The following is a 24620-nucleotide window of genomic DNA, read 5'->3' as shown; positions in this document are numbered from 1 at the left end:
CTGGCTGCGACTTACGCCTTTTTGGTTGTTCCACCACAATAACAGAGCAGTTTTGAATAAAGTTGAGCAATTTATAGATACTTCACAGCGCCTAATCACTATAAATCCCTAGACGACCGGTCTAGTTTTGCGTAGAGTGATAGGCATGAAAAGCAGCTATGAAGATACTCGCCAACATTTGTTGGATACCGGTTACACCGTGATGGCCGTAAAAGGTTTCTCCGGTGTAGGTTTGAGTGAAATTCTCAAAACCGCCGGTGTGCCAAAGGGATCCTTTTATCACTACTTTAAGTCCAAGGAGCAATTTGGCGAGGCTCTGCTGGAAGATTATTTTCGCAGCTACCTGGAACAGATGGACGTTGGCTTTTCCTCCCGGGATCAATCTGCCGCCGATAATTTATTGGCCTATTTTGATGCTTGGCAGAAGAGTAGTGGGGAGCGTTACGATGCACACCGCTGCCTGGTGGTTAAGCTTAGCGCTGAGGTGGCAGACCTGTCTGAATCGATGCGGGTTATCCTCAGAGATGGGACTGAGCATATTATTCAGAAGCTCCAGAATTGTATCGAGCTGGCAGGGGAAGACGGTTCTCTACCAGACACCCTCAATGCCCGCGCCACCGCAGCTTTCTTGTACCAGCTGTGGCTGGGAGCCAGCCTGTTGGCCAAGCTAAACCGCAACGATACGCCAATGGCAGAGGCGATGCTGGCGACCCAGGAGATACTGGGGAAATACTGAGTTTTTTTACTGAGCCTGCGAGGGGAAAACCGTTGCGGGTATTTTTATGGCGCCTTTCTAGACGACCGGTCTAATTTGGCGACTTTGACTTCCGTTTTATGAAGTTATGGAGAATAGAGAATGCAATCGAGCGATATAAACCGCCGCCTGGTATTGGCATCCCGCCCTGAAGGTGCCCCGACAACAGATAACTTCCGCCTGGAGCATGCCCCTGTGGTCAAGCCGGAGGTCGGCGAGGTGCTGTTGCGCACAGTATTCCTATCGCTCGATCCCTATATGAGGGGGCGAATGAGTGATGCGAAGTCCTACGCAGAGCCTGTTTCACTGGGAGAGACCATGGTTGGAGGGACGGTGAGCCGTGTGGTTGAGTCCCGATTGAATGGCTTCGAGGAGGGGGATTGGATACTCGGTTATAGCGGCTGGCAGGACTATGCCATTTCTGATGGTACGGGGTTGATTAACTTGGGTAAAAATCCGGATTACCCCTCCTTCTCCCTGGGAGTGCTGGGTATGCCGGGAATCACCGCCTACTTTGGCTTGCTGGAAATTGGGGAGCCAAAAGAAGGAGAGACTCTGGTAGTTGCAGCTGCTACCGGTCCTGTGGGGGCAACAGTTGGACAAATCGGCAAGTTGCAAGGGTGCCGGGTAATCGGTGTTGCTGGAGGTGAGGAAAAGTGTCGCTATGCGGTAGAGGAGTTGGGCTTCGACCTGTGCCTGGATCACCGCGCCGAAGATTTTGTCGATCAATTGGCTGCGGCTTGCCCTGACGGTATCGATATCTATTTTGAAAGTGTTGGTGGCAAGGTCTTTGATGCGGTGCAACCGCTATTAAATGATTTTGCGCGGATTCCTGTATGTGGGCTTATCTCTCAGTACAACGCAACCTCATTGCCGCAAGGCCCGGATCGCACCAGTTTGTTAATGCGGGATGTTCTGACCAAACGCTTGAAAATCCAAGGCTTTATTATTTTCGATTACTACGAACGTTTTCATGAAGCGGTGCGTACATTAAGCCAGTGGGTTGCGGAAGGCAGTATTAAATATCTTGAGGATATGGTCGAAGGGTTGGAAGAAACACCCAATGCATTTATCGGGCTTCTGGAAGGAAAGAACTTCGGCAAGTTAGTTGTGCGCATAGGAAATGATGATTGAAGCAAAGCTGACAAAGTTTATAAGGACAGAAATATGAAAATACTGATGGTTCTGACTTCCCACGATGAACTGGGGAATACCGGTAAGAAAACGGGGTTTTGGCTGGAGGAGTTTGCCGCACCTTACTACACCTTCAAGGACGCCGGTGCTGAAGTGACCCTGGCCTCTCCAAAAGGCGGGCAGCCGCCTCTCGATCCTAAGAGTGATGAGCCAGATTTTCAGACGGAGGCGACTCATCGCTTTCAGGCTGACGCCGATGCTCAGCAGGCTCTGGCCAATACCCACAAATTGGCTGATATGAATGAGTCTGATTTTGATGCAGTCTTTTATCCCGGTGGCCATGGTCCCTTGTGGGATCTTGCGGAAGACCCGGTCTCAATTGCACTGATTGAGAACTTTTTTGCCGCAGACAAGCCGATCGGTGCTGTGTGCCATGCTCCGGGCATTTTCCGTCATACACGCCGTCAGGATGGCGCTTACCTGGTGTCGGGAAAAGGTGTGACCGGGTTTGCCAACTCGGAAGAGGCTGCGGTTGAACTGGTGGATGTCGTGCCTTTCCTGGTTGAGGATATGCTCAAGGGAAATGGTGGAAACTACTCCAAAAGTGGTGATTGGGCACCCTACGTAGTGGTAGACGGCAAACTGGTAACTGGTCAAAATCCGGCCTCTTCAGAGGAAACCGCCCAGACTCTTATGGGATTTATCCCCACCTAGGAGAGTGGTGAGGCCGGTCGGTCGAAAGGGTTCCAACTGACCGGTTTCCCTTGAGTCTTTCTGAGAGTAGAATACCCGACAAAGAAGCTTGGTTATTTGAGAGCCTATATGTCTGATTTGAATGTCACTATTACTGAACCCGCTCAGGAATACCTGAAAGAGCTGTTGGCCAAACAGGACTGTGAGGGAATTGCCATTCGCATGTTTGTTTCCAGTCCCGGCACGCCTAACGCCGAGACCTGTATCGCCTACTGCCGCCCGGGAGAGGAGGAAGAAGGTGATGTGATGTTGGAAATGAACGGTCTCAAAGCTTACTTCGAAGGGCGCAGCGTTCCCTATCTGGATGATGCTCGGGTCGATTACTCTTCGGACAAGATGGGCGGGCAGTTGACGATTCGCGCGCCCAACTCCCGTATGCCGAAAATTACTGACGACAGCCCTATCCAGGATCGTATTAACTATGTTTTGTACAACGAGGTTAATCCGGGCCTGGCAGCTCACGGTGGCCAGGTAAGCCTGGTAGAAGTGACCGAGGATATGTTTGCTGTGTTGAAGTTTGGTGGCGGCTGTCAGGGTTGTGGCATGGTTGATATGACCTTAAAGGAAGGCGTGGAAAAGACTCTCAAAGAGAAAATCCCCGAATTAGCAGGCGTGAAAGATATTACTGACCACACCGACAAGTCCCAGGCTTACTACTGAGTTCCTGAGACCATTCTGAGTCGGCCAAGTGGCTCAAAAGAAAAAGGCGAACCTTGTGTTCGCCTTTTTTATTGCAGTGAACCTCTCAGGTTAGATCCCGCGTAAGCCTCCCTACGAACTACTCCCACACTGTATATATTTGAAATATTCCTCGGTGCTTTTGAGGCGCTGGGGCAATGTAAAGTGCCGGTGCAGCGATCCAGTGATTGGTCATGCTAGTGATTGCTTGTGCGCCAACTCCAGGGAAGAACAATCTATGTTTGACCAAGTGGTGTTTGCCGGTGGCGGCGTGCGCTGTACCTGGCAGATCGGCTTTTGGGAGTCGGTTGCAAAGGAAATTGATCTGGCACCTCGGGTGGTCAGTGCAGTATCCGCTGGCTCCCTGGTTGCCAGCCTGGTTCTGATGGACAGGTCACTCGATGGGGTGGATTACTTCGTTTCGGCATTTAAGTCCAATGGGAAAAATATCCATTGGGGCAATATGTTTCGCAAGGACCCAGTATTCCCGCACTATACAATTTATCGGCGAGCATTAAGCGACTTATTTTCTGGAGGCTTTGATCAACTTAGGGAAGCCGCAGACCTACGTATAGGAGTCAGTACTTCGCCGAAATGGCTGCCTGGTCCAATCGCATTAATGATTGGAGCTGCGATTGATTACTCTGATACTTATATTTTCCCGAACCTTCACCCCACTACTGCACTTAAATTGGGCTTCCGCCAATCTTTTTATAAAGTGCGTCACTGTTCAGATCCGTCCCAGTTAGAAAAGCTGGTTATTACTTCATCCTGCACGCCACCTCTGACACCGCGTCTGAAGCAGGGCGGTGCGGAGGTATTGGATGGAGGGGTTGTAGATAGTGTGCCTATTGGTGGGCTGGATACTGGTGAAGGACGGGTGCTTATTTTGCTAACCCGACGTTTCCCGCAGCTGCCGGACCGTTTTACGGTACACAAATTTAACCAGGAATGGACATATGTTCAGCCCTCTGGACATGTTCCACTTAATGTATGGGATTTTGCCAGTCCGGAAGAGGTGAAAGATACTTTCCGTATGGGGATTGCAGATGGCCGTGCATTTTTAGCGGCACTGAGTGGCGAAGGGCGGTTAATTGAGAGTCCTCCCTGATGTGACTGGGGATATCTTGAATTACTGATTGGAAGGTTACGATCTTAAAGTTACTCATAGGTTTGCACTGAGTGTTGAGATAAAGACACCTTTAGTCTCAATGCCTAGTTGGTTTGAAAAGTGAAGCCTTTTTTATATCTATTTGTATCAAGGTGGTTGGCAGGTTTGCTGATTGTGATGCGTAATAGTTGGGAGAGAGCCATTAACTGTGATCTCGCTTTAACGCTTGGTGGCGATAGAGACAAAAACTCCTGCCTAAAATCAAAAATACCCGTATCTATTTCGATAGCCTTTTTTAGAGGGTGTCGTCATGTTTGATCAAATGGTTTTTGGTGGCGGTGGAAGCCGTTGCACTTGGCAGCTTGGTTTTTTGTTATCCCTAAGTCGCGAATTACCGATCCGGCCGAAAGTTGTTTGTGCTGCATCCGGAGGCAGCATGGTAGCGGCACTCATGCTTACGGATCGCTGCCGTGAGGGTGTTAATTACTTTCACTCTGTTTGCAAAAAAAATGAAAGGAATTTCTACTGGAATAATTCATTCCGCAAAGAACCAATTTTTCCGCACTTTGAGATCTATCGCAAAGGGGTACATGAATTTTTTCACGATAGTCTTGAGCCTCTGCGTCAATCTGCCGACCTCAGAATTGCAGTGACTTATCCCCCGGAATGGTTGCCTGTGCCTCTCGCTCTAACGCTGGGGCTGGCAATTTTCTACTCTAACAAACACATCTTTCACGACTTGCATCCAAATACAGCGTTACATCTTGGGTTCCGCCAAATGTTTCACCCCGTGAGTAAATGCAAAGATGGGACAGATCTTGAGCAGCTTATTTTGAGTTCCTGCTGCGCCCCCCCCATATCCCCAAGGTTGTCGCTTGATGGTGCAGAGGTGCTGGATGGAGCTCTGGTAGGTAATGCTCCGGTCGCCGGCTTGGATGCTAGCAAAGGGCGGGTTCTGATTTTGGATACAGGGAGCTTTCCACACCTACCGAACAGTTTCAGTGTGCAAAGGGGGGATCAGGTGTGGACTTATGTTCAGCCTTCCAGTCCGTTGCCCATCGGGATGTGGAATTTTGCTGACCCCAGTGCGATGAGGCACACCTTGAAAATTGGGGTTGCAGACGGTTATGCCTTTCTTGATGCGCTTGTGTCCGGTAAGGAACGCCTGGTGGAAATTTGAGTATTCAGTGAGTTCAGGATCAAGACGATCAGTTGCACAATGCTTGTGATTCGATTAGCTTATGCAATTAGTTGCATATTGTTGTCGTCATCAATATGTCATCATGAAGGCTGAAACTAATTGGTCAAAAGTGTTGGCGGTAACGCAAAGAGCGGCCTGAAACTGCACTTGAGAGGATGTAAAACACAGAATGGACTCAGGAAGTTCCAGTCGGAAGGCTGCTGCAGGGAAGCGCGATCATGTTTGACCAAGTTGTTTTTGCCGGTGGTGGTGGGCGGTGTACCTGGCAGATTGGTTTTTGGGAGTCGATAGCCAACGAAATTAGTCTTTCTCCGAAAGTGGTTACTGCAGTCTCGGCAGGGGGCCTAATGTCGAGCCTGGTGCTGATGGGTAAGACGGAGGAGGCTCGTGAATATTTTTGGACTGCGTTCGAGACTAATGAAAAAAATGCTTATTGGGGAAACCTTTTTGGTAAAGAATCTGTGTTCCCCCAATATGGAATCTACCGCAATGCGATGTTAGAGCTGTTTCGCGATGGACTGGAGACCCTTCAGCAGGGCGCAGAGTTGCGAATTGCGGTTGTTCACCCACCAAAAGGCCTATCTGGAGGTTTGGCTTTTGGAGTGGGGGCCATGGCCTACTATGCCGATAAGCATTTTTTACGCAGCCTTCACCCAAAGATCGCCCAGCGCTTAGGTTTTAAGCAGCAATTTTATCGAGCCCGGGATTGTTCCAGTATTGAGGAGTTGGTGGACCTGATTTTGTGCTCCTCCTGTACGCCGCCATTCACTCCAAGACTTAAGTTGCGGGGGCGAACAGCACTCGATGGAGGGGTGGTAGATAACATCCCGGTGGCAGGGCTGGATAATGGAAAGGGAAGGGTGCTGGTGTTGTTGACCCGTCGTTACGATCAGTTCCCGGACATATTTACACAGCGCAAAGGCGATCAGGATTGGACTTATGTCCAGCCCTCGAAACCGCCATTCATCAGTGTTTGGGATTACACAAATCCTGAGCTAGCCCAAAAAACTTACGAGTTGGGGTGTGCTGATGGGAGAGAATTTTTACAAAAACAAGTGAGTGAAGAGGAAGTCTCCAATGAACAATTCCAATAATAAAATAGCGGAATCTATTGCCCTATGGCACGAGATGGTCGCTGCGCGAGATCTGAGTCGCTTGCCAGCGATCGTTGCAGAAGATGCTGTTTTCCGTTCACCGGCATTTTTTAAGCCCTACCACAGCTCCGCTGCTGTGTGCTTGATTCTTAATACGGTGATGCAGGTTTTTGAGAGCTTTGAATACGACCGTGAATTTACTACCGAATCGGGACACGATCTGGCACTTGAATTCGCAGCCTCCATCGGTGATAAGAGCCTGAAGGGATTGGATATTATCCGCTTTAATGATGAAGGCAAGATTATTGAGTTTGAGGTGATGATACGCCCGCTCAACGCCCTGCAAAAATTGGCAGAGGAAATGTCCGGGCGACTTTCCCAATATGTGACTCAATATAAGGAAACTCAGCAGGCCTGATGCCTGCTGAGTTAAAGCGTTGGGGCCTAATGATTACTCATCGTCGGAATCGAAGTATTCAAATGCATCGATTCCATCCATATAGGCCCCATCAAACCCTGCATCAACGATCATATAAATATAAGAATCATCGTTGCCGAAGATAATTTTTTGCCAGCCCTCCTGCCAGTACTTCACGTAGTAATTACCTGGCTCGTCGGATATTTCCCCCAGTAGCCATTCGGGAGGGGTGTTGTACCAATAGGATTTCCAGTAATAACGATCGTCTTGTGCCTCGCCGACATTGACATAGGCCAGCACTAGGCGGCGCCCACCATTTTCTTTTACCCTGAGCTGCTCAATTTGTTCTTCTGTGTAAGGCTCACCGTCAAAGAAAAAGTCGATTATCAATATGTCGTAATCGGTTTCACTCAGTTTATCGATGAAATCTTGAGGCGTAGAGTAGTTGCTGGTATTGGTAATATTGACAAAGTTTTTGGCTTCCTCAAGGTCATCAATGTCCAGAGAGTTAATATTGAAGGGCTCATCGGGGTATAGCGGTATATCGTTCAGGAGTTCGCTATCTGCGGCAAAAGAAATATACCCAGCTTCTTCGTTATTCTCATATGACTCATCAATATCCCGCTCAATATTGGTGAAGTCCGTGATTAGGATTGTATCCCCTTCATCTTTCGCCAAGTCCAGGTAAGTTTGCAGGCGCTTGGTTTCTGACTCGCTGGTGGGCTCGTTGACAACACCATTTGCGCCAAAGAAGAGGGCCTCCTGTGCAATGCCGTCTGTGGCATCCAGGTAGGCTTCATCGACTGGACCAGTGGTAGTGGTTGTCGTAGTAATCAACTCAACCCCATTCTGGGGTACGATGAGAAAGTGACGGTTGATGCCCTTGGCGTAGGCGCTGATATCCTCTACCAGGTAACGCATTTCCTTATCGTACTTGATAGTTGACTGATTCAAATCATCGGGAAGATCATCAAGGCTACAGCCAAATATCAGTAATGGGCTGAGAGCGGCTAAGAGTATTCGGCGCAAAATACATCTCCATTGCTACGAGTTAGAGTTTGTTCTGGTTTTGGGGCGTCGCTGCGGGCCAAAATAATTCAGACTATCTCTATTGGCGCGAGTTCCTATCCCTTGCGGCAGCTTATGCTATCCGGTTGTTGCTGAATGTTAACTTAACCGCCGCCCAGAAGATAATTTTGCTGCCCAGGGGCAGTAAATCTAAAAAAAGAACTACCGTCCCATATCCATTCTCTTCTTCGTTTTAGTAGTAGCCTCAGCCGTCAGGGGATCATCGGGCCAATAGTGTTTCTGGTATTTGATACGCAACTCCTTCTTCACCTCTTGGTAAGTATTGGCCCAGAAATTCACCAGGTCACGGGTAATTTGAACGGGGCGCCGTGCCGGAGAGAGTAAATGAATCATCAATGGATAGCGGTTTTTTAGAATTGTTGGAGTTTGTGCCAATCCAAATAGCTCCTGCAGGCGCACAGCCAAAACAGGTGGGGTTTCTCCGTAGTCGATTCTTATCCGGGAGCCACTGGGAACCAGGTAGTGACTGGGGGCCAAGTCATCGAGTTTTTGTTGCAGGTCCCACTCAAGCTGTCCGCGCAAGATGCTTTGCAAGTCAAGCTGCCCTAGCTGCTCAAGTTTGCTGAACCCCTGCAAATGAGGTAACAGCCAATCCTCCATGGTCTCCAATAGAGCCTCATCACTCCAGTTTGGTACTCGAGTGTCGCCGAGAAAATCCCCGGACACTTCACTTTGGCGCAAAAATTCCACTCGAAAACGTAACTGGTTAGCTTCTGTGTTCCAGGGGAGGGAGGAGAGACCTTTCTTTCGTACGGCTTCTAATAATGCGCGACTGAGGGTCTCCGGTGGAATATCTGCTGCAGGCCGCTGGTGTAAAACCAGCGCCCCCAATTGCGTTTGCTGTAGGGCGACAGCGCGGCCGGTAGTCTCGTCCCAGCGAACTGAAATCTCTTCTTTGATCTGGGCGGCGAAATGCGACTTCAAAGCGGGCAGGGAAATCTCTGCTGCCAGCTGGATACTTGCATCTCGGCCCTGGCCATCCAGTTCGGCAATGACCAGGTATTCGCTTAAAGCTAGGGCGTCATCATGGGAGAAATGTGCGCCTCGGCCACTGGAGAGTAGAAACCGGCGGCCGGTATCACTGCGCGATTTCGCAATACGGTCTGGGTAGGCGAGTCCAAGCAGGGCACCAGTTTCATCGGAGTGATCGATACTCTGTGGTGCAGGACTTGAACTTGACTCAAATTTCTTTAATTGAGAGAGCCAGGTTTTAGACTGCTGGCGTACTCTGTGAGCAGTACCGCGATCTACCCGCCGATCGTTGCCTTGGGACTGCAGAGCCTGAATCCGTTTGCTAATGTCCCTATCCCATCGGGCTTCGCCACGAAAAATATCCCGTTCAGATAGTAGCGCTGCTAGCAGGCAGGCCTGTTCCTGCAATCCCCAGCTGACACTGGCAACTAACATATGTGCGAGGCGAGGGTGGGCGCCAAAAGCCAGCATGGTATTCCCGTGAGGGGTAATACGCAGTTTGTCATCCAGTGCCCCCAGTTGCTGCAAGAGCTGTTGGGCCTGGGCCATAGGTCCTGGGGGTGGTGTGTCGAGCCAGTTGAGCTCGCTGACATCGGTAACCCCCCATTTGGCTAATTCAAGTGCCAGGGGAGCCAGATCACTGCGGGTGATTTCCGCTGTATTTTTGGTGCTCAATGACCGTTGCCGGCCCTCACTCCAGAGTCGCAGACAGTAGCCGGCGCTGAGGCGCCCGGCGCGCCCTGTGCGCTGGTTAGCTGAGGCCTGGGAAATCGAGCTTGTCACCAAACGATTCATGCCACAGTTGGGATTAAAGCGCGATTCACGCATTAATCCTGAGTCGATAACTATTCGGATGCCCTCAATCGTCAGGCTGGTCTCGGCCACATTTGTAGCCAGTACGATTTTTCTCGTGCCTGGTGCCGTTGGTGCTATCGCCTGATCCTGCTGCTCACGGCTCAGATCCCCAAAAAGCGGTGCAATAATAATGCGGCCCTTTTCGGTTTCCTCAGATAGTCGCTCCTCCAATAAGCTCTCAACCTGTTTGATTTCGGCGACACCAGGAAGGAAGGCGAGAACACTACCTTCTTGTTTGCCTAAGGATGCGACAACTTTACTTGCCATCAAAGCTGGGATTTGTCGTTTGTCCTCGGGCTCTTCTCGTTGGTTTAAGTATTCAATATCGACGGGATAGCTGCGTCCTTCACTGGATATGATGGGTGCGTTATTTAGTAGTGAGGAGATGCCGCTGGTATCCAGGGTGGCAGACATCACCAGAATCTTGAGATCCTCGCGAAGATACTCCTGGGACTGAAGACATAAGGCGAGGGAGAGGTCGGCTTGCAGGCTGCGCTCATGAAATTCATCGAATATGACCAGAGCACTGGATGCCAATTCAGGTTCAGCCTGTAAGAGGCGCGTGAGAATTCCCTCGGTTACAACCAGGATGCGAGTCTTCTTGCTTGACTTCCGCTCGCCCCGGACCTGAAATCCAACGGTATCACCAACTTTCTCACCCAGCTGGTTAGCCATGCGCGCCGCTGCCGTTCTAGCGGCCAAACGTCGCGGCTCCAGCATTATAATATTCTTTCCGCTCAACCAAGGCTCATCTATTAATGCCAGTGGTACGGCGGTCGTTTTACCCGCTCCGGGGGGCGCCTGGAGCACGACATTACTATGCCCTCTCAAGGCCTGGAGCAGTTCGGGGAGGATACTTTGAATAGGTAACTCAGACATGGGCGCGATTATAGTGATTTCGCAACATCGGTGATACCAGCACTGTCCGGTAAGCTGGCTAGCTGCTGGCTGAACTATATTCTCCCGTAACTAGATGGTTGCTTCCCAGGAGAAAGGAGAGTGCGATGAGTGTGAATGTCCGGCGAGTTGTTACAGGGCACGACCCAGAGGGAAAGCCAGTAGTGCTCATAGATGATCAGGGTTTGCATACCAGTAGTTGGCGGCCTCATATGGTTCAGCAGCAGTTATGGACTACCCAGGACTTGCCCGTAGAGCTTTTTGACGATGGTAGAGACAACGGCGGGAGAAAATTTTATGGAACTACGATTCCGGGAGGCTCGGTTTTTAAGGTCGTAGAATTTGGGCCGGGAGTTACGCCACGATCTCACCAAACTGACAGCATTGATTATGCGGTGGTGATGTCTGGGAATATCGAGATGGAAATGGGAGATGAGGTTGTTGTGAAGCTGTCTGCGGGAGATGCACTTGTCCAGCGGGGGACAGTTCATAATTGGGTCAATCGAGGTGAAGAACCTTGCGTGATAGCTTTTGTGCTAATTAGCTCTACGGGTAATACGGCATTTGGTTAGTTGTCTTTAATAATGGTCACTTCGCAAATACTTTCGACTTCAACCCTATCCAAAACTCAGGACTAATGAAGGTTATTAACTTCTTTTTTACGTGCAGTTTTCCGGGTAGAGGCTGGGGGGGCGTTAAAGTGAAAACCAGTTGCGTAGCTAATATTCCAGTCCGGCATTCGATAGGTTGTGTAGTGGCAGCGGAGCATGATTGATGCGTATCGGTATAGTCTACGACCTTCGTGATGATTATCTCGGGATGGGGTTTAGTGAAGAGGACGTCGCTGAACTTGATCACCTGGAGACGATAGATGCGATTCACGATGCGCTTACCTGCGCAGGCCACCATATCGAACGGGTCGGCAATATTCACAGGTTGGCGCAGCAACTGGTTGAGGGTAACACCTGGGATCTGGTGTTCAATGTTGCTGAGGGGATGTACGGAACTGGGCGTGAAGCACAGGTTCCCGCTTTGTTGGATGCCTGGAAGATACCGTACACATTTTCTGATCCATTTGCTAACACAGTGACTCTTAATAAGGAGATGACCAAACGCATATTGCGGGATATGGGTATACCAACGGCAGAGTTTGCAGTTGTTCGAAGCGTTACAGATGTCAATCGAATAGAGCTTGAATATCCCTTGATGACAAAGCCGCTCAGGGAGGGAACCAGTAAGGGGGTATCGCCTGAGTCCAAAGTTATGGACAAGGCAGCTTTGAAAAACCGCTGTGAATACCTTTTGAATCGGTTTAATCAGCCAGTACTGGTTGAAATATTCCTACCTGGCCGAGAGTTTACTGTGGGCTTTTTGGGGACGGGTGCAACTGCCGAGTGCATTGGCGTGATGGAAAAGTTATTGGGCGATGAACCTGTTTATTACAAGTATGATGGAGCTTTCCCCGGCCGGCTGGTTGACGGTGATCAGGCGCTAAAGGTTCGAGCAATTGCCCAGAAGACTTGGGAAGTACTTGAGTGTCGTGATGGTGGTCGAGTTGATATTCGCTATGATGCACAGGGAGCCCCCATGGTTATGGAGGTCAATGTCCTACCCGGTTTGCGGCCTGAAGTTTCTGAACTGCCCGTGATGTGTGAATTGGCGGGTATTCAGTATGGGGCCATGATCAACCGCATTGTGGAATCAGCTATTAGCAGTCATTTATAGTTATCCTGGATCCTGTAAAACTCTACGATATATTGTGGTGCAGACTACCGTTGCCAAACACTTGGTGTTTTGGATATCTCAGGAGCATCCAAAAGGCATCAGCGCAATAAATCTGTGACTTATGATTGCCTTCTCTGGTAGTTAGCACTTTGTTACTCCAGATATATACCCGTTTGCCCTCTGAAATTTCGAATGTGCCATTCGCCTTCGATATCGCCTTGTTTTACATATTCGTAGGGCATGACCGGGTTTTTGCCCAGCTCAGTAGTAAGTACATATTGAGGGACCGCAAAACCCGTGATGTGCCCCTGCAATGACTCATAAATCGCCTGTCCTTCCTTCAGGCTTGTCATAAAGTGAGAGACACCGACCACATTATCGCAGTGATAGAGGTAGTAGGGTCTGACTCGTATTTTTACCAGAGCGAGCATCAATTGTCGCATAACATCCGGTGAATTATTTACGCCTTTTAAAAGCACTGTTTGATTTCCCACCGGAACGCCCGCTCTCAGCAAGCGGTCGCATGCAGCGGCGGCTTCTTCTGTGACTTCTTTGGGGTGATTAAAGTGCGTGTTCAGCCACACCGGATGAAATGATGCGAGCATTTCGCACAATTCGTCGGTGATACGTTGGGGGGCCAGTACGGGAAAGCGTGAGCCAATACGAATAATTTCCACATGATTTATTGCTCTCAGCTTCTCCAATAGTTTGGCCAAGCGGTCGTTGGAATACATCAGTGGGTCGCCGCCGGTGAGTAATACATCGCGAATCTGTGGATGTGATTCTATGTAAGCAATATCCTCATCCCAGCTGGTTGCTTCGCCTTGTTCAAAATAACTTTCCGGGCCCACCGTTGTGGTGTGAAATTTCCTTGTGCAATGACGGCAATAAACAGGGCAAACAGACGTTACCAGAAAGATGACGCGATCTGGGTACTTATGTACGACGCGGTTGGTTTTACGAAAATACTGATCACCTACAGGGTCAATGTCTGCACTGTCGGGTACGATGGTTTCCTCTAGTGAGGGAACTGCCTGCAATCTAATTGGACAATTAGGGTCATCAGGGTCCATTAAGGAGGCGTAGTAGGGTGTAATACTCCACCGATAGATTCCTTTTAGCTTTTGGATAGCGTCAGATTCAGAAGTAGAAACATTGATCCATCGCTTTAGGCCATCCAATGTGCTGATGCGATTGCGCATTTGCCAGCGCCAATCAGACCAGGCCTCGTCAGAGTTTCCCGTTACGGAACGGACTATAATGTTGCGCATAAGTATCGCCGCTTTGCTGTGTATTCATTTGTTGCTGATGGTCTGCCTCGATATCCGAGATTGCCTGTAAGGGGCTTGAACATAGATTGCCTGGATCCAGTAACTTGAAGCAATCATTATGTGTAATGAAATCTGTGGAAGGATTTGATGTTCGTAATGCCTCAAATCTCTGTAGGACTTTCTGCGATATTTTGAGCAGCCAACTTCTGAGCAACCAATTCCAGTGCATTTTGAGACCATACTACTTAGTTTCTTCAATACCCTTGTGAAGTAGGGGGGGTATTTTATCTACCGCCCTTCTAATAAAAATAGAAGATACGATTTTCAGCTGGTAGGTGCTAAGAATACTGCTCTGTCGATAGCTTGGTAGAAAAGTGTTTTGCGCTCTAAACGCTAAATCGAGAAATTTGTAATTATCGTGATTGTATGCCTGTAGTAACACAGGTCTAAAAAGGGGTACGTCATTGGCGATATAGGGTGTAACCACAAAAATTATACCAAGTATCGGTTTCACGATATTTCAATCCTATATCCCAAATATCGTTTAGTTGTTGCTCGATGCAACTTGCCTGCTACGTGAGGTAGATGTTATTTGGTCCGCACTCCTCTGTTTAATAAATATTTGCACACATTGAGTATTTTTCAACAAGTCAGTAATCGCAGGTATGGGGCCAATATGAGTGTAAAATTAGTCACGATTGTTTCTGGAGGAGTATAAGAAACAGCTGTAATACTACAATTAGATCTATTGGTATCGATAGGCTAGGTAGTTGTCGGGGCTGAAATCTAGCTCTTCTTTTATTGCTGATTTGTCAATGGGAAGACATGAGTTATCTTGGGTAGCCAGAGGGCTGACTGTTGACTGTAAAGTCCAGCATTGTATTTCGTACAGCCGCATAGTAAATAGCAGAATCCCCGCTATTTTCCAATAGCGCTATTCGTCATAAATTTGATAGTATCTAGCTGATCAAGTGATTTGACTACAATAAATTCTAATGGAGTAGAACTTGACCTATTTGTTTTTATTTTTTGCGATCATTACCGAAGTTACAGCTACCCTACTACTTAAGGCCTCCAACGGTTGGGAAAAGTGGTGGCTGGGAATGGCCTCTATCTTTTTTTATTCTCTGGCGAGTCTATTTCTTGCGTTTGTACTAAAAAATATGAATGTGGGAATGACTTATGCCATCTGGTCTGGCGTCGGTATTGCTCTTGTTTGTGCAGCTTCTGTGGTTATTTGGCAGCAAAAGTTTGACGTATACGCTGTGAGTGGAGTTGCTTTGATATTTATGGGTACGGCTCTAATTACTATAAAATCCACTGTGTTTGAGCAGTAGCTTTTTCCTGAAGCTTTTATAGGAGGGCTTTGCTCAGAGAAAGGCCGGTGAATTTGGTTTTACGGTGTAAGTGCATCGATGAGCTGCTGGCCTCCTCCAGAGAATAGGTTTGGGGCATTCTTTGAAGGGTCTCTCTTGTCATTTAGGTAAATCTGAATTACCGCAATAATATATACGGCGTTGCAAATTAGGCAATTTTTGCGGTTCAACAGGGTGGGCTTGGCCTATTATTATAGATGACTGTAAACCCTTATATGATATCTCTTAAAAGGGAAGGTATGGCTGTGGTTGAGTTGTGTGTTAAGGAAGTGTTATATGAAGCAGAGCACGCACGAAAGTTATGAGACTGCAGCTGATTTACAGTTGGCCTTGATTCGGATTTATATCGGTCTCAATTTTACCCATCATTTTGCTGAGAAGTTTGGTCTGCTGGGCGCAGACGCTTACAATTTTGTTGTTCATTATTTTGAGGGGATTGGATACTCATCCTTTATGGTGATTATCTCTGGTATTTGTTCTTTCTCTGCATTTGTTGGATTTACTTTCGGTTTGTTTACGCGAATTGCCGCTGTTGGAACTGCTCTCTATTTGATAATTGCGTTATTTGAAGGGCGGCATTATCTCGCGGGTTTTTCATGGGCAAGCCATGTCAGTGGTATAGATATTAGTGGAAATATACAAACCGTTTATGGGGGGTGGGAATACCCTCTTTTTTGGGCTTTCATTTGTTTGTCTTTTGTGTTAACTGGCGGCAGAAGGTGGTCTGTAGATCAATACTTGAGGAAGACAAATTCTTCGGTGTTACAGTTTCTAAGTAGGTGAACTGGATTGTCTGAAACTAGGGATAACCTATGGCTAATTAGTGATTTATTTATGAAGCAATTTTTAGCTTTTGCTGATGAGGTGAGATACTCGTAGTGCAAGAAGAAATCGTTCTCCAAGATTTTTATCATCTTTGGTATGATAAAAGAGGAAGGTCAAGAACCACTGTAGGACATTTTTCAGATTTTGAATTGATTCAATACTCCAATCCTGTGCCCGAATATCACTATCGTGATTTGCCTAAAGTTATTCGAAGTGAGTTTGCAATTTTGCCTCCTGGGTGGAAAAGCGATTTTCACTCTACTCCGAACCCTCAATGGGTTATTACATTATCTGGCTGTTGGCGTACGACAACCCGGGACGGTGTTGAGGTGACATATAGGCCTGGAGATGTTCATTTTGGGGGAGATACGCCTGTTAATGGTATAGCTATTGATCAGCAGGGGCATTGTACGATTAATCCCTCCAAAACAGATCCCGCAAAATTACTTATATTAACTGTCGACTCTTTGCTTCCTGCTCCTGAAGAGTGAGTGTCTAATGGTTTGCCTGATAGACTCCGGATCATATTTCCTGTAGCTATTGAAAGTTATTTTTGATTAAAAAATCGCATATTTTAAACATTTACTTCGGCTGTTGAGTGGAATACGATTTTTCTCGAGATAATTTTATTTGTTAACTTAGGCTTTGAGAGCTGGGGAGGGTTTATGCCTGCAAAGGAGTTTTTCAGTAATGTCAAAAGTGCTTTAAAGGATTATTTTGGTAATAAGGCAACAGCACTTTGGCATACCTTTGATGATTCTGAAGTGGCGGTGGCAGGGAGCTATCAGTGTATAGATCTTGATGGTCGTGCTTGGTTGTGGACTCCTCGTGGAATGACAACAAACCGGTTAATTGTAACTGCTCACGGGTATCGCAGAACTACATCCAGTTTCAAAATAGAGCACAATGTTAACCTGCATTTTTACTCGCGTGATAAATTCAGTGTGAATGATCCTGGACTTGGGAGGTTTTATGATCGGGGGGCCAATTCTGTTGAAGATTTAGGTTTAAATGATACTTGTTTTAACTACATCCTGACGAAGTATACCAGTAGCGCTACTAATAGACACAATACTAACAATGAAACTTATACTTCGATTAATGCGATTATGTCTCACAATGATAGTGATAGTCGAAGGCGCAGAATTCAGAATGCTAATAATATTGGAATGGTTGCAAAGGCAAATAGCATTCAGTCCTTTCAGCCGCCCAGTATTCTGACCATAAGAAATAGACAGTTTATGGCAGCTGTAAACCTGAAGTGGGTTTTGGATACCTTGGCGAAAAAGGGGCATCACTTTAATGACATTGATTGTCTCTTCTGTAGAAATACTCTTTGGACGGGCACAGTAGCTGTGATGTCGGGTCTGTCCGGAGGAGATAAATATAGTGATGATGTTGCTATAAATTAGTAGTAGAAGGGGTTGTTTTATAGTGTCTATATGGCCTTTTTTTGTGCGGTAAGAGCATTTATTGATCTACTTGGTACTTTGAGATATCTCGTTGATATTTCCTTCTTTTCTGGATCTGCAGGTTGATTGCATAAAAATTACTAGTAGGGTTAATATGACCTTACTTTCTTCGTCGAAAGTAAGGTTTATATTTATAGAATAAAATTAGGACGATTTAATGAAGAAGTTGTTGTTGGGCGTTGTTTTAAGCATTTTTTCATCTGGGGTGCTGGCAGAAGATAGTAAACGAGAAAGTGTTGAAGAGCTGCTGGAAGCCTCAAATGCTGAGGCTATGGTCGATACGATTTATGCGCAAATGGATCAGATGTTTGTAGGTATGTCTGGTCAGTTGGGAGTAAAGCCTTCAGAGCGGGAGCTTTTTGATCAGCATATGAAAAAAGTTGTAGCTTTAATGAAGGATGAAATGAATTGGGAGAAAATTAAGGAGCCAATGATTGATGTTTATCTGAAGCATTACTCCGAAGAAGAGGTTCAAGATATGCTGGCATTCTTCCGTACTGAAACTGGCCAGTCGATGCTGGTTAAAATGCCTGCGGTGATGAATGACTCAATGGCTATTTCGCAGCAGATGGTGCAAAGTTTTATGCCAAAGCTGAGGGAGCTTTCTCTAGCCTTTAAGGCGGATTTAGAAGAACAAAGAGGCGCTGTGAGTGAGACAGTACAAAATTGATACTTCAACGTTCTCTAGTGGCTTATAAAAGTGGGGCCCTAGAGAACCAGTGAGGGGAACCCCCTCACTTTATACCCCTAAACAGTTCAATTTAATTAGATTTGTAAGTGAGAAGGGATCGGATCGTCAGTGTCCCGCGGGTTAGCTAGTGCGGCTTCAATGGCAGCCTGTATCCCAAGGGCGGCAGTTTCTTTTGACATGCTGGGGTTGCCGATATTTTCGGGCAGTGCGGCAATCTGGGGTAGCTGAGGAAGGTGTATCCAGCCGGCGGGGATATTCAGCTGATTAGTCGCGATATAGTGAAGCGCGCCATACATCATATGGTTGCAACAAAAAGTACCCGCAGTATCAGAAATATCGGCAGGAACACCAATATCGCGCATTGCCATAACCATTGCGCGGATAGGGAGTGTGCTGTGATAAGCGACAGGACCATTTTGTACAGTCGGCTCACCCTGCATTTCAACTCCCCGGTTATCTTTCAAATTATATCTGGTGGAATCATTATAATTTTGTGCAATTCTCTCAGCCGTAATGATTGCACGGCCACTGTACTCTCCTAACATCACCACTAATTGCGGTTCTATTTCTTCAATAGCATCCGTGACAACTTCAATGCTTTCAAAGAAGTTGTTGGGTATCAAAAGACCATGAATATCACCACTGGCTATCCGTGTTCCGTCCAGCATGCGCATAACTGATTCTGCTGGATTTATCGGTGTGTTACCGAAGGGCTCAAAGCCAGTCAATAAAACTTTTGCCATAGAGATGTTATCGTAAATTGGCACAGAAAGGTTGATATATGGTTAGTTGTCAAAGGTAGCGTTGTCTAGGCTACCTTTGACTGGTTCGTGGTCGGCTATTCAACTAAACCTAATTGCTCCAGGAAAGTGTATTTATCCCAGTCCACCCAGCTTTCCACCATTTTTCCATCTTTATATCTATCGGTATGTACGCCAGTCCAACTGCTGGTTTTTCCTGTCGCGTCATACTGTAGGAATTTACCCGTATGGGTGGCGGTAATCCTCCAGCGGGTGCAGACATAATCACCCTCGGCAACTTGTACCAGAATTTCTAATTTTGTGTTGGAGAATCCCTGGTGAAATTCAGCGACTAGATCCAGGCAGTCTTTTATCGATAAAACCGACGTGGAACCGCCAGCATAGGGCATTTGGTGATTTTTATAATCCGGTGATAAATAATCTGTCGCTTTGTCGGGGAAGTTGTCCCCCCACAATTCCAGTATCGCTTTTGATGTTTCTTTGTGATTGTTCGCCATTTTTGTCCCACTGTCAGTTAGGTCGGAATTTGGTAGCCCAAGCATAGTTCAGTGAATTTAAGGGGGGAGCGAATCGAAGTGGGATTAGATTCAATATTGATAGTCGATTGATATGAGTTGGCGCAGATTACATGATAAATAAATATATTGAGTAACTACTTTAAGCTTTACAGGGTGTTGTGCGTTCTGCGAACTTTAATAGAGTATTCAACTGCTGGGTTTTAGTGGCACTAGGCTTTTTAAGGTCTGGTTCGGCCAGTTCTTTATGGGTAAAACTATGACAAGTAGCGCAATCAAAGCCTTACTAAAGCGTCGTCGAATGCTACCCGTTTTGATACTTGGTGGAATTTTAATGGCTATGTCGCTGGTGGCCAGTCGACAGAAACCACAAAGATACGAAGGGCAAGTTCCGGAGCTGCTGGTGGAAGCCATCGAAGTGAAGCGAATGCCTATTAGAGCTGAAACTGTTGCTTTTGGAGAGGTGATGCCGAGCCTTATCCTTGAGGCAAACTCTGAAGTTGGTGGTCGTGTGGTTTCAGTGTCGGCTGATTTGGAACCTGGCGCAATAATATCTGCCGGGGCACCAATCCTAAATATTGACGAAACCAGCTATCAATTGGCCGTTGCTCAAGCGGAGAGTGACTTGGCTGTTTATCGCGCAAAATTGCAAGAACTGGAGGTTGAAAAGGCGAATAGCCAGCGTTCGTTGGAAATAGCTCAGAGGACACTGGAATTAGGGGAACAGGAATTACAGCGAAAAGAGCAGTTGGCGGTTAAGGGGATTGTTTCTCGCTCAGCGGCTGATGCGGAGGAGCAACGGGTATTGAATTTGCGACAAGAAGTTGAACTTCAAAAGGGTAATCTCTCCCTATTTCCCACTCGTAGGCAGGTGATAAAGGCCCAGATAAGTCGTGCTGAAGCGCTGCTTGGTGAAAGTCGTTACCAGTTATCGCGAACCCGGATAAGCCTGCCCTATAACGTGCGGATCGGTGATGTCTATGTGGAGGCTGGCCAGTCTGTTGCCCATGGGACACCGCTTTTTGTCGCTTATGGTATGGATCAGGTGGAGGTTTCAGCCGAGCTGACGATGGCTCAAATAGTGCCTCTTTTTCGGAGTATTGAATCTCCCAGTGATCAAACTCTCTCGCCTGACGACTTCTCAGATGCCTTATTGGGATTGGAGGCCAGGGTTGGACTGGTAGGTGGTATTAAACCGGTGGAATGGCGGGGCAGGGTAGTGAGAGTTGGAGGTACCATGGATACCACAAGCAGAACTCTCTCCGTAGTGGTTGCAGTGGATAACCCTTATCGAAATATAGTAGCCGAGGGTCGGCCGCCCCTATTTCGTGGTATGTATGCCCGGATTAAGCTTATTGCACCTCCTTCGCCAGCTTTAGTTATCCCTCGCAGAGCCATGCATGAAGGGCGGGTCTACTTGGCTGAAAATAATCAATTGAAGATTCGCACCATAACGGTGGACTACTACCAGGGTGATCTAGCTGTTGTTCGCTCTGGCTTGGTGCCTGGAGATCAGGTGATAACTACTGATGTTATCCCGGCAATCAGTGGGACGGCAGTATCTGTCATCGATGTCAAAATGGGAGTTTCAGACCTGACCGTGGCAGTAGAGGAAGTTGGCGAGTGATTCGCTTTTTTGCGATCCACCCAACTGCTGCCAATTTGCTTATGGTCGGTTTAATGCTGGCTGGCTTTTTCGTATTGCCGACGATGAAGCGAGAGACTATGCCAGAAATCGACAAGTTCGAAGTACAAGTCTCAGTATTTTATCCTGGTGCAGCTACCGCTGAGGTCGAAGACAGTATCTGCCTCCCCCTCGAAGAGGCAACGGATGGCATCCCATTTATTGATGAGCGCCGATGTGAAGCTGCAGACAATCTTGGCGTGATGAAACTGAAAATGCAGGAAGCAGGTGATATGGGGCAGTTTCTTGCCGACATTGAATCTGCGGTAGATGCAATAGATTCCCTTCCGGCTGAGAGCGAAAGACCAGTCATAGAAGAGCTGGGACGTACCCAGCCGGTGGTGAGTGTTGCCCTAAGCGCAGATTTGCCTTTGATCCAGCTCAACCAATTGGCCGAGCACTATCGCCGAGAGTTACTTCGTCATCCGCTGGTGCCCATTGTCAAAATTTCCGGTTTTTCAGACCATCAATTGCAAGTGGAAATTTCAGATTACAATTTGCGACAGTATGGACTGAGTGTTGCCGATCTTGCCGCAATTATCGATAAGCAGGCAATTGATATGCCCGCCGGTAAGGTAACTGCACCTGATCGGGAGTATCAGGTTCGTTTTACCGAAAAGCGGCGCACCGCAGCAGAGCTTGAAGAACTTATTGTTGTCAAAGGAATGGATGGCGCAGAGGTGCGTTTGGGCGATATTGCCACTATCCACGACAGTTTTGAAAAGGAGGAGGACAAAATCACTTTTGATGGGCAGCGAGCCGCATTGCTTGTTGTTCAGAAAAACAGTGTGGATGACAGTTTGAGGGTGTTGGAAGCGGTTCGCGAATTTGTACAAGCGGAAAATGCCCGTTTGCCGGAAGAAATGCGGTTGATTCTTACTCAGGATAGCGCCTCAATTGTTGCTGATCGTTTAAGGATGATTATTACCAACGCCTGGCAAGGGCTTATTCTTGTTGCGCTGACCCTTTATTTGTTTTTTAGCGGGCGATATGTGTTTTGGGTGGTTATGGGCCTGCCCGTTTCATTTCTCGGCGCCTTTGCTGTGATTACTGCTTTGGGTATATCCATCAATATGATCAGCTTGGTGGGGCTGCTGATTGCAATTGGCATCTTGATGGATGATGCCATTGTGCTTTCGGAAAGTATCGCCACCGAATACCGGGATGGCCGTACACCTCTTCAGGCGGTGGTTATCGGAACCAAGCGTGTTGCAAGGGGGGTTATCTCCTCATTTGTCACTACCGTGATCGTTTTTTCTGGATTAGCTTTTATCAAAGGGGACATGGGGCAGGTCCTCAAAGTTTTGCCAGTTGTTTTAATCTCTGTACTAGTGGTTAGCCTGATTGAAGCCTTTCTTATTCTCCCCGCCCATTTGCGTCATGCTCTTTCGTGCAAGGAAAACCCATCAGCCTGGAAAGTCGCTTTTGCTCAGCGATTTGAGTTGTGGAGAGAGTATGTCGGGCGTGTCGCTGATAAAGCGGTGGAATACCGATATGCTTTTGTCGGCGGCGTAGTGGGGCTATTTTTTGTTACGGTGAGTCTTCTTCCAGCGGGTTTAGTTAAATTCCAAGGGTTTCCTACATTGGAGGGAGATTTACTACAGGCCCGAATTCTAATGCCTCAAGGAACCTCCCTCGTAGAAATGGAAAAACTGGTGGCGTACCAGAAGAAGGCCCTGTATTTAACTGCTGAAAACCTCTCAGGGAAAGAGGTAGCGCCACTTATCGAGCACATTAGTGTTACTTACGGTGTGAATGGCGATGCTTTTGAGAGTGGAGCTCATGTAGCCACAATAAATGTCGACCTGCTGGCTGCAGAGGTTCGCCATACAAGTATCAGTGAGTTACGTCAGGCCTGGAGTAAGGTTGCTGGCGATATACCTGGTGCGATCGCGATTTTGTATAAGGAGCCATCGCCTGGTCCAGCTGGACGAGCTATTTACCTTCGCTTGGCCGGGCTGGATATTGATCAGCTAAAAGGAATATCTATACGTCTACAAAACTGGCTGCGCAGTTACGAAGGAGTGGTGAATGTACTGGATGACCTGCGTCCTGGTAAGCCACAGCTGACGGTCCGAATGCGGGAGGGGGTTTATGCTTCTGGTATTGATGCCAGTGTTGTGGCCACTCAATTGAGAGCTGCCTATCAGGGCACAGAGATTGATGAAGTGCAGTATCAGGGAGAGACTTACGAAATTCGTGTTCGAATGGATGAGCCATCTCGCAGTGCGCTGTCACGATTTGACGAGCTTGTCATTATCCACCCTGAGACAAGGCAGCGTGTACCCTTGATGGCAATTGCTGATATTGAAATGCACCGGGACTATGCGCGTATCCAGAGAATAAATGGTGAGCGTGTTGTTACGGTCTTTGCAGATGTTTTTACAGAGAGGGCCAATGCCAGTGAAATTCTGCTGGATACCCAACAGAACTTTTTTGCACCATTGGAGCAGGAATTTCCGGGCCTAAGGGTAACCATGAAGGGAGAGATTGAAAATAGTCTCATTACAGGTCTATCGATGGGTAAGGCCCTGTTGATCGGGGCAATAGGAATCTATTTACTACTGTCGCTTCAATTTCGTAGTTATACCGAACCTGTAATTGTGATGATGGCGATTCCCCTGGCTTTAATAGGTGTAGTCTGGGGACATATTATTATGGGGCAGAATATGACGATGCCCAGCATGATGGGATTTGTCTCTCTCACTGGAATTGTGGTGAATGATTCAATCCTGTTAGTAGAGTTTGTGAAGCTTCGCGTCCGAAAGGGAATGGACGTTCACACGGCGGCGAGTCAAGCCAGTCGCGACCGGTTCAGGGCTATTTTCCTTACCTCACTGACAACAGTGGCCGGATTGTTGCCACTGATGTTCGAAACCAGCCTTCAAGCCCAGATACTGATTCCACTGGTGACCAGTATTGTATTTGGGATAAGTAGTTCAACCGTTTTGATTCTGTTAGTCCTGCCAGCCCTTTATGGCATTCTTAAGGACTTTGGCTTAACTGAGCGAATTCAGGAGCCGCTAGATCGATTACCTGAAGATGTCGCCGCTTCTACGACCTAAAGCACCCAGATAATCTTGGTTGTTGAAGTGAAAAAATAGCTGGAATGAGTGGTAGAAGAAGGAAGATAAAAGAGAAAGCAGTGGTAATACTTTGAGCTCCGGGAAGAATTATTCATCAATTCTTAATTAGCGCACTTGTACGAGTATCCAATATAGGGTTTCGGAGTTGGTTTAAGTAGTCGAATGTTTCATGTACGTCACGGAATAAGTAGCGAATAGTCCTTGTTGTCCCCTTTACTTCAATTGATAATCAGGAAGATAAATTTGAACTTGCCTTCT

At 47.4% G+C, this 24620-nt stretch carries 22 protein-coding genes; 17 read left to right on the top strand and 5 right to left on the bottom strand.

Annotation, left to right across the window (positions count from 1 at the left end):
* Window positions 1–145: 145 nt before the first annotated feature.
* The 8 genes from ACJJI5_RS14415 (at window position 146) to ACJJI5_RS14380 (ending at window position 7143) form a co-directional block, all read left to right on the top strand.
* Window positions 146–736, top strand: coding sequence for a TetR/AcrR family transcriptional regulator (locus ACJJI5_RS14415; protein ID WP_445354422.1), 591 nt, complete (start codon window positions 146–148; stop codon window positions 734–736).
* A 120-nt stretch (window positions 737–856) separates the two neighbouring features.
* Window positions 857–1888, top strand: a complete 1032-nt coding sequence (gene curA, locus ACJJI5_RS14410) for an NADPH-dependent curcumin/dihydrocurcumin reductase (RefSeq protein ID WP_444897568.1) — start codon at window positions 857–859, stop codon at window positions 1886–1888.
* A gap of 33 nt (window positions 1889–1921) precedes the next feature.
* Entirely contained in the window at window positions 1922–2602 is a 681-nt protein-coding gene (locus ACJJI5_RS14405; RefSeq protein WP_444941967.1) for a type 1 glutamine amidotransferase domain-containing protein, read from the top strand.
* A gap of 108 nt (window positions 2603–2710) precedes the next feature.
* Window positions 2711–3301, top strand: coding sequence for a Fe-S biogenesis protein NfuA (gene nfuA / locus ACJJI5_RS14400; RefSeq protein WP_282933143.1), 591 nt, complete (start codon window positions 2711–2713; stop codon window positions 3299–3301).
* A gap of 256 nt (window positions 3302–3557) precedes the next feature.
* A complete protein-coding gene (locus ACJJI5_RS14395; RefSeq protein ID WP_445354421.1) occupies window positions 3558–4430 on the top strand; it encodes a patatin-like phospholipase family protein in 873 nt (290 codons plus the stop codon).
* A 310-nt stretch (window positions 4431–4740) separates the two neighbouring features.
* Window positions 4741–5610 (top strand): patatin-like phospholipase family protein, encoded by an 870-nt coding sequence (locus ACJJI5_RS14390; RefSeq protein ID WP_413665511.1) that lies wholly within the window; start codon window positions 4741–4743, stop codon window positions 5608–5610.
* A 239-nt stretch (window positions 5611–5849) separates the two neighbouring features.
* On the top strand, window positions 5850–6725 hold the full coding sequence (locus ACJJI5_RS14385) for a patatin-like phospholipase family protein (protein WP_445354420.1): 876 nt from the start codon (window positions 5850–5852) through the stop codon (window positions 6723–6725).
* A complete protein-coding gene (locus ACJJI5_RS14380; protein ID WP_413665513.1) occupies window positions 6709–7143 on the top strand; it encodes a nuclear transport factor 2 family protein in 435 nt (144 codons plus the stop codon). The genes ACJJI5_RS14385 and ACJJI5_RS14380 overlap by 17 nt, the downstream gene beginning before the upstream one ends.
* A gap of 33 nt (window positions 7144–7176) precedes the next feature.
* Here ACJJI5_RS14380 and ACJJI5_RS14375 read toward each other — a convergent pair whose 3' ends face one another.
* Complete coding sequence (locus tag ACJJI5_RS14375; RefSeq protein WP_445354419.1) at window positions 7177–8172, bottom strand: endo alpha-1,4 polygalactosaminidase; 996 nt, start codon at window positions 8170–8172, stop codon at window positions 7177–7179.
* A 201-nt stretch (window positions 8173–8373) separates the two neighbouring features.
* Complete coding sequence (gene hrpB / locus ACJJI5_RS14370) at window positions 8374–10938, bottom strand: ATP-dependent helicase HrpB (protein WP_445354418.1); 2565 nt, start codon at window positions 10936–10938, stop codon at window positions 8374–8376.
* 125 nt (window positions 10939–11063) lie between these two features.
* Here hrpB and ACJJI5_RS14365 point away from each other — a divergent pair, with 125 nt between their 5' ends.
* Window positions 11064–11528, top strand: coding sequence for a cupin domain-containing protein (locus ACJJI5_RS14365; RefSeq protein WP_445354417.1), 465 nt, complete (start codon window positions 11064–11066; stop codon window positions 11526–11528).
* Window positions 11529–11730: 202 nt separating this feature from the next.
* Window positions 11731–12681 carry a D-alanine--D-alanine ligase family protein gene (locus tag ACJJI5_RS14360; protein WP_445354416.1) on the top strand — a complete coding sequence of 317 codons (951 nt, stop codon included), beginning with the start codon at window positions 11731–11733 and terminating at the stop codon, window positions 12679–12681.
* 152 nt (window positions 12682–12833) lie between these two features.
* Here ACJJI5_RS14360 and ACJJI5_RS14355 read toward each other — a convergent pair whose 3' ends face one another.
* The gene (locus ACJJI5_RS14355; RefSeq protein ID WP_444941961.1) at window positions 12834–13952 is read right to left on the bottom strand and encodes a KamA family radical SAM protein; all 1119 of its coding nucleotides are present in this window, start codon (window positions 13950–13952) and stop codon (window positions 12834–12836) included.
* Between the two features lie 1007 nt (window positions 13953–14959).
* Between ACJJI5_RS14355 and ACJJI5_RS14350 the strand changes: the two genes are divergently transcribed.
* The 5 genes from ACJJI5_RS14350 to ACJJI5_RS14330 all read left to right on the top strand — a co-directional run bounded on the left by ACJJI5_RS14350 (window position 14960) and on the right by ACJJI5_RS14330 (window position 18295).
* Complete coding sequence (locus tag ACJJI5_RS14350) at window positions 14960–15289, top strand: DMT family transporter (protein ID WP_413665519.1); 330 nt, start codon at window positions 14960–14962, stop codon at window positions 15287–15289.
* Between the two features lie 315 nt (window positions 15290–15604).
* On the top strand, window positions 15605–16111 hold the full coding sequence (locus ACJJI5_RS14345; RefSeq protein WP_445354415.1) for a DoxX family protein: 507 nt from the start codon (window positions 15605–15607) through the stop codon (window positions 16109–16111).
* Between the two features lie 95 nt (window positions 16112–16206).
* Complete coding sequence (locus ACJJI5_RS14340; protein ID WP_445354414.1) at window positions 16207–16644, top strand: cupin domain-containing protein; 438 nt, start codon at window positions 16207–16209, stop codon at window positions 16642–16644.
* 174 nt (window positions 16645–16818) lie between these two features.
* Window positions 16819–17565, top strand: coding sequence for a putative adhesin (locus ACJJI5_RS14335; protein ID WP_445354413.1), 747 nt, complete (start codon window positions 16819–16821; stop codon window positions 17563–17565).
* Between the two features lie 217 nt (window positions 17566–17782).
* Window positions 17783–18295, top strand: a complete 513-nt coding sequence (locus ACJJI5_RS14330) for a DUF2059 domain-containing protein (RefSeq protein WP_444932988.1) — start codon at window positions 17783–17785, stop codon at window positions 18293–18295.
* 95 nt (window positions 18296–18390) lie between these two features.
* On the opposite strand, the gene pcp is transcribed toward ACJJI5_RS14330, so the two are convergent.
* Together pcp and ACJJI5_RS14320 are read right to left on the bottom strand one after the other, a co-directional pair.
* Window positions 18391–19059 carry a pyroglutamyl-peptidase I gene (gene pcp, locus ACJJI5_RS14325; RefSeq protein ID WP_444927599.1) on the bottom strand — a complete coding sequence of 223 codons (669 nt, stop codon included), beginning with the start codon at window positions 19057–19059 and terminating at the stop codon, window positions 18391–18393.
* A 95-nt stretch (window positions 19060–19154) separates the two neighbouring features.
* On the bottom strand, window positions 19155–19574 hold the full coding sequence (locus ACJJI5_RS14320; protein WP_282933128.1) for an ester cyclase: 420 nt from the start codon (window positions 19572–19574) through the stop codon (window positions 19155–19157).
* A 277-nt stretch (window positions 19575–19851) separates the two neighbouring features.
* Between ACJJI5_RS14320 and ACJJI5_RS14315 the strand changes: the two genes are divergently transcribed.
* Window positions 19852–21219 carry an efflux RND transporter periplasmic adaptor subunit gene (locus ACJJI5_RS14315; protein ID WP_445354412.1) on the top strand — a complete coding sequence of 456 codons (1368 nt, stop codon included), beginning with the start codon at window positions 19852–19854 and terminating at the stop codon, window positions 21217–21219.
* The gene (locus ACJJI5_RS14310; RefSeq protein WP_445354411.1) at window positions 21216–24341 is read left to right on the top strand and encodes an efflux RND transporter permease subunit; all 3126 of its coding nucleotides are present in this window, start codon (window positions 21216–21218) and stop codon (window positions 24339–24341) included. Before ACJJI5_RS14315 ends, ACJJI5_RS14310 begins: the two co-directional genes overlap by 4 nt.
* Window positions 24342–24620: the final 279 nt, after the last annotated feature.

This window comes from Microbulbifer maximicatervae (SeqCode), assembly GCF_052467955.1.
Note: the sequence above shows the minus strand (reverse complement) of the source record. Positions and strands in the feature narration are given on the sequence as shown.